At 65.7% G+C, this 9,364-nt stretch carries 8 protein-coding genes; 5 read left to right on the top strand and 3 right to left on the bottom strand.

The features are described 5' to 3' along the window. Positions 1-485: EamA family transporter (locus K9U41_RS19985; RefSeq protein WP_282642607.1), on the bottom strand; the 485-nt coding region annotated here is incomplete at its 3' end. Positions 486-612: 127 nt separating this feature from the next. Beyond that, positions 613-942 carry a hypothetical protein gene (locus K9U41_RS19980; RefSeq protein WP_282642606.1) on the bottom strand — a complete coding sequence of 110 codons (330 nt, stop codon included), beginning with the start codon at positions 940-942 and terminating at the stop codon, positions 613-615. Positions 943-2,078: 1,136 nt separating this feature from the next. Here K9U41_RS19980 and K9U41_RS19975 point away from each other — a divergent pair. Then, on the top strand, positions 2,079-3,557 hold the full coding sequence (locus K9U41_RS19975; protein ID WP_282642605.1) for an undecaprenyl-phosphate glucose phosphotransferase: 1,479 nt from the start codon (positions 2,079-2,081) through the stop codon (positions 3,555-3,557). 264 nt (positions 3,558-3,821) lie between these two features. Here the strand turns inward: K9U41_RS19975 and K9U41_RS19970 are convergent, their stop codons facing one another. Next, positions 3,822-4,574, bottom strand: coding sequence for a competence/damage-inducible protein A (locus K9U41_RS19970; RefSeq protein ID WP_282642604.1), 753 nt, complete (start codon positions 4,572-4,574; stop codon positions 3,822-3,824). A 168-nt stretch (positions 4,575-4,742) separates the two neighbouring features. On the opposite strand from K9U41_RS19970, the gene K9U41_RS19965 reads away from it, so the two are divergent. The 4 genes from K9U41_RS19965 (at position 4,743) to pstB (ending at position 9,315) form a co-directional block, all read left to right on the top strand. Continuing rightward, a complete protein-coding gene (locus K9U41_RS19965) occupies positions 4,743-6,158 on the top strand; it encodes a circularly permuted type 2 ATP-grasp protein (RefSeq protein ID WP_282642603.1) in 1,416 nt (471 codons plus the stop codon). A gap of 96 nt (positions 6,159-6,254) precedes the next feature. Then, positions 6,255-7,205 carry an alpha-E domain-containing protein gene (locus tag K9U41_RS19960; RefSeq protein WP_282642602.1) on the top strand — a complete coding sequence of 317 codons (951 nt, stop codon included), beginning with the start codon at positions 6,255-6,257 and terminating at the stop codon, positions 7,203-7,205. A 160-nt stretch (positions 7,206-7,365) separates the two neighbouring features. Continuing rightward, the gene (locus K9U41_RS19955; protein WP_282642601.1) at positions 7,366-8,217 is read left to right on the top strand and encodes a transglutaminase family protein; all 852 of its coding nucleotides are present in this window, start codon (positions 7,366-7,368) and stop codon (positions 8,215-8,217) included. A gap of 303 nt (positions 8,218-8,520) precedes the next feature. After that, positions 8,521-9,315 (top strand): phosphate ABC transporter ATP-binding protein PstB, encoded by a 795-nt coding sequence (gene pstB / locus K9U41_RS19950; RefSeq protein ID WP_282642608.1) that lies wholly within the window; start codon positions 8,521-8,523, stop codon positions 9,313-9,315. Positions 9,316-9,364: the final 49 nt, after the last annotated feature.

Genomic DNA, 9,364 nt, shown 5'->3' with positions numbered 1-9,364 from the left:
ATCAGCGCCAGTCCCGCCCCGATCAGCGGCCCCGGGCCCGAGCCCACCGAAGCATGGGAAAAGGACGGCCACAGCATGAGCACGATGCCGCCCATGCCCACGGCGAGAACAAGCCAGCGATAGGCCGGCACTCGCTCGCCCAGCAGCACCGCCGCCAGCACCACCGCCACCAGGGGCGTCGCATAGGAAAAGGCCACCGCCTCCGCCAGCGGGATGAAGGCGAGCGCGGCAAAGCTGAGCCACATGGCGCTCACGCCCACGAGGCCCCGTAGCACATGGCCGAACGGCTGGCGGGTAACGAGGGCACCGGTCATCCGCCCGCTCCAGGCGAGCCAGAAGACCACGGGCACGAGCCCGATGAAGCTGCGGGCAAAGACGATCTCGCCGCTCGGTACCTCGTCGGCCACCATCCGCACCAGCGCGGACATGACGGCGAAGAAGAAGGTGGCGGCGATTTGCAGGCCGATTCCGGCCGGGACATTCATCGAGGGGCAGATCCGGACAAGGCTTCTCCACCCCTATAGCGCGTGCCGAACGCGCGCGGCATGCGCCTGCCGCAGGGCTTCAACTTTAGTTCTGCGCCGACTGCTGTCCGCGGCCCGCCCCTGACGCTCAAAGCTCAGGGTTGGCGCGGCGGAGCTGGCCATAGGCGACGGACAGGAAGGCACAGGTGAGCACGACTTGGGCCGGCAGCAGCACCATGGTAACGACGTTTATCAGCGTATCGGGCAACAGCGCCTGCACGACCAGTTCGATGATCATGACCGGCATGCAGACGAGAAACGGGCCGAGGACGAGCCCGAATGTGTTGCCCTTGCCGAGCTGCCAGGCCCGCGACCAGGAAATCGGCTGACCCAGCACTCGTGACGGCAGACGCAGCGCCGGCCGGGATGCGACCACCACCACGATGACGATGAGCATGAAGGCCAGCACCAGGACCATCGCGCCGCCCTGCGACGCGGTCCGGTCAGCATCACGATGACGAGGAGTGGCACCACCGCGCTCAGGCCGGCCACAAGGCCGATGAGGATGGTGTCGATGAGATAGCCAATCACCCGTCCCGGCCCCTGCCCCAGGGTCTGGGTATCGAGGGCCGAGGGGCCGCGCAACACCTCCGCATGGGTGAGCAGGGCGAGCGGAATGCTGGCCAGCCAGTAGATCAGCGCCAGGAGCCTGCCCGAGCCGGCTGAGACGAGCAGCCCCACCACCACGCCTGCGGCGGCGTAAGCCGCGGCGGTCCTCGGATGCCGCAGGGCCACGGCGGCGGCCCACTGGAACGACCACTTGAGCGAGTCCAGAAGCGGGAGCTTGTAGCTTGAACCCATAAGTCGCCAACCGTGCTGCAGAGGATCGCGGCAGGTCCGGTTTCCGTAGCTGACTGCCCGGCGAGTACCTAGACGGCTGCCGCCCCTATTGTCGATAGGAGCGCGGTCATGCCCGGGCCTCGTTTGCGGGTCGAGGACGGGCCGATCTCCCCCGGACTCTGGCAGTGCCGCCGAAGCTGCGTTCAGCCGGGACGATTCTCCGCATGCCCCGAAAGTCGGCAGCTCAATACCGCTCCAAGATGGTGACTCTCGCCATTCATGCGCTGCAAGCAGATCATTCACCTCCTTTGCCGTCTACCTTCCCGTGCTGCAGCATGCACCAAACCCAAAAAATAGTCATATAATACCACCAAGCACATATTCTCTGGCATTTGGTCGCAGATGCGAGGTGCTGCGATATGCAGCAGGTAACTTTTATCGCGGTGCAGCATCGCCCACCCCTTGAGCACCACCTATGATACCGCGAATTGAGCAAGGATAAGTGCACCGCAATATGCGAAACACGCTCAATTACATCGGCACTCAAATCCAATTGTTCTTGAGTTACTCTTCACTATTCCAAGATCGTTCGGAGCCGTGCCAACGTTATATTTCAACATAACGCACGACACTATTGTTTATTGACAATAATATTACATACTATAACGATAGCCATGCATTATTATACTGGCTTGCATCGCACCATTCGGAGTGCTATTGTCAAAATATCATTTGATGTTCGGTGCGACTCTAATCCGAAGGATCAAAGGCCAAATGTCGATATCCACGGACAATATGCGGGTCGAGCGCGTCGGTGAGGCGCAGGGGTCGGTCCAGCGGGCCGTGATCGACTACGCCTCCATGACGCCCCTCTTCATCTTGTGCGATGCAGTGCTCATGCTCGGCTTGAGCATGCTGGTGGACATCATCTCCACAAGCCATGCCGCGACGGGCGCCCTGTCCACCTTCGATTTCACGCGGCCGCTGGGGATCGGCATCCTTTCGGCGGTGATCTTCGTGCTCATCACCACGTCGCGGGGGCTCTATAAGCCCTGGCAGATGGCGCGGGCGACGGAGCAGGTCCGGGCCGCGTTCGTGAACTGGACCTTCACCATCCTCTTCGTGGCCACGGTGATCTTCTGCCTCAAGGTGGGCGATGACACCTCGCGCCTCTCCACCGGCCTCTTCGCGATGCTCGGCTTTGTCGCGGTGCCCGCCTCCCATTGGGCCATGGGCGTCTGGGTGCGCCGCACGGTCGAGACCGGCGCCGTGCGCGGTCGGCCCTCCATCCTCATCGGCGACGTGTCCCAGCTCGACCGGGTCGTCCCGACGCAAATCCTGGAGCGCCTCGGCCTGCGGGAAATGCGCCGCTTCAGCTTCGCCGGCGTCCCTGCCGGCACGGCGCCCGACTCACTGAGCGTGGAAGAGATTGACACGCTGAAGAGCGCTATCCAGTTCGCCCGCCAGCAGCGGATCGAGGAAATCGTCATCGCCATGCCCTGGAATAGCCTGGAGCGCCTCGACGCGGTTCGGGCCCGGCTGCGGGCGTTGCCGGTGCCGGTGAAGCTCCTGCCCGACGAGGCGGTCCATGAGCTGCTCGACGCGCCGCGGGTGGATTTCGGCTCCTCGGTGGCCATTGAGGTGCAGCGCGCGCCCCTCTCGCGCATCGAGCTGGCGCAGAAGCGGGTGCTCGACATCGCGGTGTCCGGCGTCGCCATGACTCTGCTCTTGCCGCTGTTCGCCATCATCGCCATCTGCATCAAGTCGGACAGCAAGGGGCCGGTGATCTTCCGCCAACGCCGCAACGGCTTCGGCGGGCGCGAGTTCACCATCTACAAGTTCCGCTCCATGTCGGTGATGGAGGACGGCACGAAGGTGACGCAGGCCCAGCGCAACGACAAGCGCGTGACCCGGGTCGGCCGCTTTCTGCGCGCCACCAGCCTGGATGAGCTGCCGCAGGTGCTGAACGTGCTGTTCGGGCATATGTCCATCGTCGGCCCGCGGCCTCACGCCATGGCCCACGACGACGAGTATTCCACGCTGATCGCCGGCTACGCCTTCCGCCACCACGTGAAGCCCGGCATCACCGGCTGGGCCCAGGCCAACGGCCTGCGCGGCGAGACCTGCGAGATCTCGCTCATGGAACGGCGGATCGAGATGGACCTCTGGTACGTCAACAACTGGTCCATCTGGCTCGACATCAAGATCATCCTGAAGACCTTCATCGAAGTCTTCCGCAACGACGCCTACTGAGATCGACCCATACTCAGACCGTTCAATGACGAAAGAGCCGGAGGACCTCCCCCGGCTCTTTTGATTCAAGCGTTTGGCGTCTCGCCTTGCCGTGGGGTCCGGCGCACGACTGCGATCCTTCAGGCGCACCGATAGCGCCCTTCCATCCCATTCGATGGCTCCCGCGCGTCCCGTCGCCAAAGCGCGGACAGCCCCCGCCGCCACAGGCATCCGCTGATACCGAACGCCCGGCCCCGCATCCGGTTCCGGTCTGGCGCCGTTGCGTCAGCCCCGCGCGACCGCGTCGACCATCCGGGCCACGGCATCCCCCGCCGCGTCGAGCAGGTCCGTGTCGCGGGCACGGACCACCAGGTTGGTCTTGAAGCGCCCGTCCACCTCGTCGCGGAAGGGGTAGGAACCGATCACCGCAGCCGGAAACCGCTCGGCAATGGCGCCCAGGGGCGCGGCGATGTCGCCCTCCTTGGCTTCGGCCAGGATGGTGCGGGACAGCATGGGCCGGCCCTTCCTGAGCTCGGGCAGCACGGCTTCCAGCATGGCCTGCATGATGCGCGGCACGCCGGCCATGACGATGACGTTGCCGATGCGGAATCCCGGCGCCTTGGACACCTCGTTCACCACCAGGCTCGCGCCCGCGGGAATGCGCGCCATGCGCAGGCGCGCCTCGTTGAGGTCCTTCTCGGCGATGTATTCCAGCAGCATGGCGCGGGCGCGGGGGTCCACGTCGATGGTGACGCCGAAGGCCCTGGCCACCGAATCGGCGGTGATGTCGTCATGGGTCGGCCCGATGCCGCCGGTGGTAAAAACGTAGGTGAAGCGGTCGCGCAGCGCATTGATCGCCGCGACGATGTCGTCCTCCACGTCGGCCACGATGCGCACCTCGCGCAGGTCGATGCCCACGTCGGTCAATCGCTCGGCAATATGGCCGATGTTCTTGTCCTTGGTCCGTCCCGAGAGGACCTCGTCGCCAATGACCACCAGAGCCGCCGTGACCGATTGCGCGCCGTCTGCCTCGCCCATGTGGAAAACCTCTGCCGCTGCCGGCAGCAGGGCCGGCGTATTTGCCCAAATAATGACCAACCAAAAAGCGTAAGCGTCGCTCTTCGCGAGCCTTCCCCCTTTAGCACTTCTTTGGCACGATGTTTGTACGCTCGAAGTCAGCTTCCAGGGCGCGGAGTGACGGTTCCAATGCCGCATGCGTTTGATGAAATGTCCAGTACCGACGGCTCGGTCAGGCCGGCCTACGAGACCCTGCAGCGCTGGCTCGCCAGCGTGCCCCAGGACGTGCTGGACCACCGTCGCAAGGAGGCGGAATTCATCTTCCGCCGAATCGGCATCACCTTCGCCGTCTACGGCGAGCAGAACGCCCAGGAGCGCCTAATCCCGTTCGACATCGTCCCGCGCATCATCACCAAGGATGAATGGGGCACCCTGTCCAAGGGCCTGGAACAGCGCGTCAAGGCGCTGAACATGTACATCGCCGACGTCTATGCCAAGCGGGAGGTGCTCAAGGCCGGGGTGGTGCCGGAGAACCTTGTCTACCAGAACCCGGCGTTCCGCCCGGAGATGAACGGCCAACGCGTGCCGCACGACCTCTATGTGCACATCGCCGGCATCGACATCGTGCGCACCGACCCCGACACCTTCTACGTGCTCGAGGACAACGCCCGCACCCCCTCCGGCGTCTCCTACATGCTGGAGAACCGGGAGATCATGCTCCGCCTGTTCCCCGAGCTGTTCTCCATGCACAAGGTGGCGCCAGTCGACAAATACGGCGACGACCTGCTGGCCACGCTGCGCTCGCTGGCGCCTCATGGCGGGCATGAGCCGAACGTGGCCATCCTCACCCCCGGCATCTACAATTCGGCCTATTACGAGCACTCGTTCCTGGCCGACAAGCTGGGCGTGGACCTGGTGGAAGGGCGCGACCTGTTCGTGAAGGACGCGGTGGTCTACATGCGCACCACCGAGGGGCCCAAGCGGGTGGACGTGATCTACCGCCGCCTCGACGACGACTTCCTCGACCCCCTGGTGTTCCGGCGCGACAGCCAGCTCGGCGTGCCCGGCCTCATGAGCGCCTATCACGCCGGCAACGTCACCCTCACCAATGCGGTGGGAACCGGCGTCGCCGACGACAAGGCGGTCTATTCCTACATGCCGGACATCATCCGCTTCTATCTCGGCGAGGAACCGCTCCTGCCGAACGTGCCCACCTGGCGCTGCCGCGAGCCCGATCACCTCAAGTACGTGCTGGAGCACCTGCCCGAGCTGGTGGTGAAGGAAGTGCACGGCTCCGGCGGCTACGGCATGCTGGTGGGTCCGGCCTCCGACAAGGCGCAGATCGAGAAGTTCCGCGCCAAGCTGGTGGCCGATCCGGCCAATTTCATCGCCCAGCCGACCCTCGCCCTGTCCACCTGCCCCACCATGGTGGAGAAGGGCGTCGCCCCCCGCCACGTGGACCTGCGGCCCTTCATCCTCTCCGGCTCGGACAAGGTGCGCATCGTGCCCGGCGGCCTCACCCGCGTCGCCATGAAGGAGGGTTCGCTGGTGGTGAATTCCAGCCAGGGCGGCGGAACCAAGGACACCTGGGTTCTCGACGCCTGAGCACTTCAAGGCCGCGGCACGCCGCGGCCCTCGCCTTCCGGACGCCTGAGCGCGGGTTCCCGCGCCTCGATTTGCCTCCTTCCCAACGGGCTCCCCATGCTTTCGCGCACCGCCGACAACCTCTACTGGCTGACCCGCTACGTGGAACGCGCCGATTGCCTCGCGCGCATCCTCGACGTCTCCCAGCGCCTGTCCTACACGCCCGTCACCTATGGCGGCTCCACCAACGAATGGGCCTCGGCGGTGCTCACCGCCGGCTGCGAGGACGAGTTCGTCGCCCGCTACGGCCCGCTGGAGGACGCCAAGGAGGAGGACGTGGTGTCCTTCCTCGCCTTCTCGCCGGAGAATTCCTCCTCCATCCGCAACTGCTTCGAGGTGGCGCGCACCAATGCGCGCTCGGTGCGCACGGCGCTCACCTCGGAAATGTGGGACGTGATCAACTCGGCCTGGATCGAGCTGCAGAGCTTCCCCAACCGCGCCCTCACCCGCGACGAGCTTTCCCGCTTCCTGGCCTTCGTGAAGGAGACCTCGCTGCGCTTCGACGGCGCCACCTTCCGCACCATGCTGCGCAACGACGCCTACTGGTTCGCGCGGTCCGGCGCGCAGCTGGAGCGCGCCGACAACACCGCGCGCATCCTCGACGTGAAATATCACGTGCTGCTGCCGGAGAAGGAGCACGTGGGCGGGCCGCTGGACTATTTCCAGTGGGCCTCCATCCTGCGCTCGGTTTCGGCGCTCACCGCCTTCCACTGGGTCTATCGCGACAGCGTGAAGCCGTGGCTGGTGGCGGATCTCCTGATCCTGAACCGGCAGATGCCGCGCTCGCTCGCCGCGTGCTACGAGCAGCTGGCGCGCAACCTCGACGACATTGCCAGCGCCTATGGCCGGCAGGGCCCGTCCCAGCGCCTCGCCCGCTCCATGCAGGCGCGGCTCACCAACCGCACCATCGACGACATCTTCCAGCACGGCCTGCACGAGTTCATTTCCGAGTTCATCTCGGACAACAACAAGCTCGGCGCCGAAATCACCGAGCAGTATCTCACCTGAGGCACGATCTGACCTGAGGACGGGGCCGCCGTGCGCGGCCCCCGACGCGGTTGCCGATCAAGCTGCGCCGCAGCCCGATCGGTCGATCCCTCCCCAGGACAGCCCACGCGAAGGCCCGCCTGCGTCGAGGAACGCCCCGAGGAACGCCCGAGGAACGCCCATGCGCATCCGCATCCGCCACGAGATCACCCAGCGTTTCGACCCCGGCAGCCGCAACATGGCGGTCACCGTGCGCCTCACGCCAAGGTCCCATGAGGGCCAGTTCATCCTGCGCTGGACGCTGGACCTCAACTCCGACTGCCGGCTCGCCGCCCAGGAGGATGCCTTCGGCAATCTTTGCCACACCTTCTCGGTGGACGGGCCCACCGACCACCTGAGCGTGGTCGCGGAGGGCGAGGTGGAAACCCAGGACACCACCGGCGTCATGCACGGCACGGTGGAGCGCTTCCCCCCGTCCCTGTTCCTGCGCCAGACCGACCTCACCGAGGCGACGCCGGCGGTGGTCGCCTTCGCCGAGGGCGCGAGGCTGACCGAGGACGATCCCCTGGGCCAGCTCCACGCCCTCATGGTGGCCCTGCACGAAACGGTGGAGGAACAGGAGGGGCCGGCATTGGGCGGCCCCCTGAGCGCCCATGCGGCGCTGGAGGCCGGCAAGGCCTGTTCCGGCGGCATCGCCCATCTGTTCACGGCGGCGGCGCGGCATCTCGGCCTGCCGGCGCGGCACATCTCCGGCTATCTCGCCCCGGAGGACCCGGAAGAGGGCGAGGCCAAGAGGGAAGGCGTGGGCGCGGCACGGCACTGGGCGGAGGCCTATGCCCCCAAGTACGGCTGGATCTCCTTCGACGCGGGTCGGAACCTGTGCGGCACGGAGCATTATGTCCGCCTCGCCGTGGCCCTCGACGCCATGGGCGTCGCGCCGCTGCGCAGCGCCGGCCTTGAGGTCGAGGAGCAGGTGAGCGCCCTCGACAGCCGGGGCCCGCAGAAACTGGCGCAGGCGCAGAGCCAGAATTAAGGCCCATCACGCCTGGATAGAACGACCGGGACGATAAAACGCTTTGAACTTATTGAGCTGGCGAGACCTTTTGTCGACCTTGCCGATCCTCCAGGTAGAGACGTTATCTTTCACAAAGCTCAGATAGACCGATGTTCGCGCAAAAGTGACGTCGCGCAACGACGCCGTTCCTCGGCACCTTTAAGTTGTGACATGGATGACCCCAATGGGATGCAAGCCATGTCGATCCACACGCCGACCGATCAGCCGCCCGACCTGTCACCGCGCACCGGTGCGCCGGCCGCTCCGGAGACGGCGGTGGCGATGCCGCGACCCCTCACCGGGCGCAGTTCGGCCATCCCGCCGCAGATCAAGCTTGAGGCCCGGCACGTCACGTTTCGCTACGGCGAAACCGTCGCCCTGAGCGATGTCAGCCTGACCCTCCAGGAGCACCGGGTGACGGCCCTCATCGGCCCGTCCGGCTGCGGCAAGTCCACGCTGCTGCGCGTGTTCAACCGGATGTATGATCTTTACCCGGACCAGCAGGTGGAGGGCGAGGTCTTCCTCGACGGGGTGAACATCCTCGATCCGTCGGTGGATCCGGTGCCGCTGCGGGCGCGGATCGGCATGGTGTTCCAGAAGCCCACGCCCTTCCCCATGTCCATCTACGACAACGTGGCCATCGGACTGCGGCTCAACGAGGAGCTGAGCCCCGCCGAATTGGAGGCACGGGTGGAGGACGCCCTGCGCCAGGCCGCATTGTGGGAGGAGGTGAAGGACATTCTCCCCCAGAGCGGGCTCAGCCTCTCGGGCGGCCAGCAGCAGCGCCTGTGCATCGCCCGCACCATCGCGCCGCATCCGGAGGTGATCCTGTTCGACGAGCCCTGTTCGGCGCTCGATCCCATCACCACGGCGAAGATCGAGGAGACGATGGAGGAGCTGAAGGCGCGCTACACCATCGCCATCGTCACCCACAATCTGCAGCAGGCCGCGCGCGTCTCCGATGTCACCGGCTTCATGTATCTGGGCGAGCTGGTAGAATTCCGCCCCACCGGCGACCTGTTCACCCGCCCGCAAGACAAGCGCACCCAGGACTACGTGACAGGCCGCTTCGGGTAGGGGGAGAAGGCCCGGCCGGCGGCACCACGCCCCCTTGACCCCCTGCCCC

Source organism: Xanthobacter autotrophicus (genome assembly GCF_029991245.1).
Classification (GTDB): Bacteria; Pseudomonadota; Alphaproteobacteria; order Rhizobiales; family Xanthobacteraceae; genus Xanthobacter; species Xanthobacter autotrophicus_C.
The sequence above is the reverse complement of the archived record's forward strand: the minus strand, read 5'-3'. Positions and strand labels throughout refer to the sequence as shown.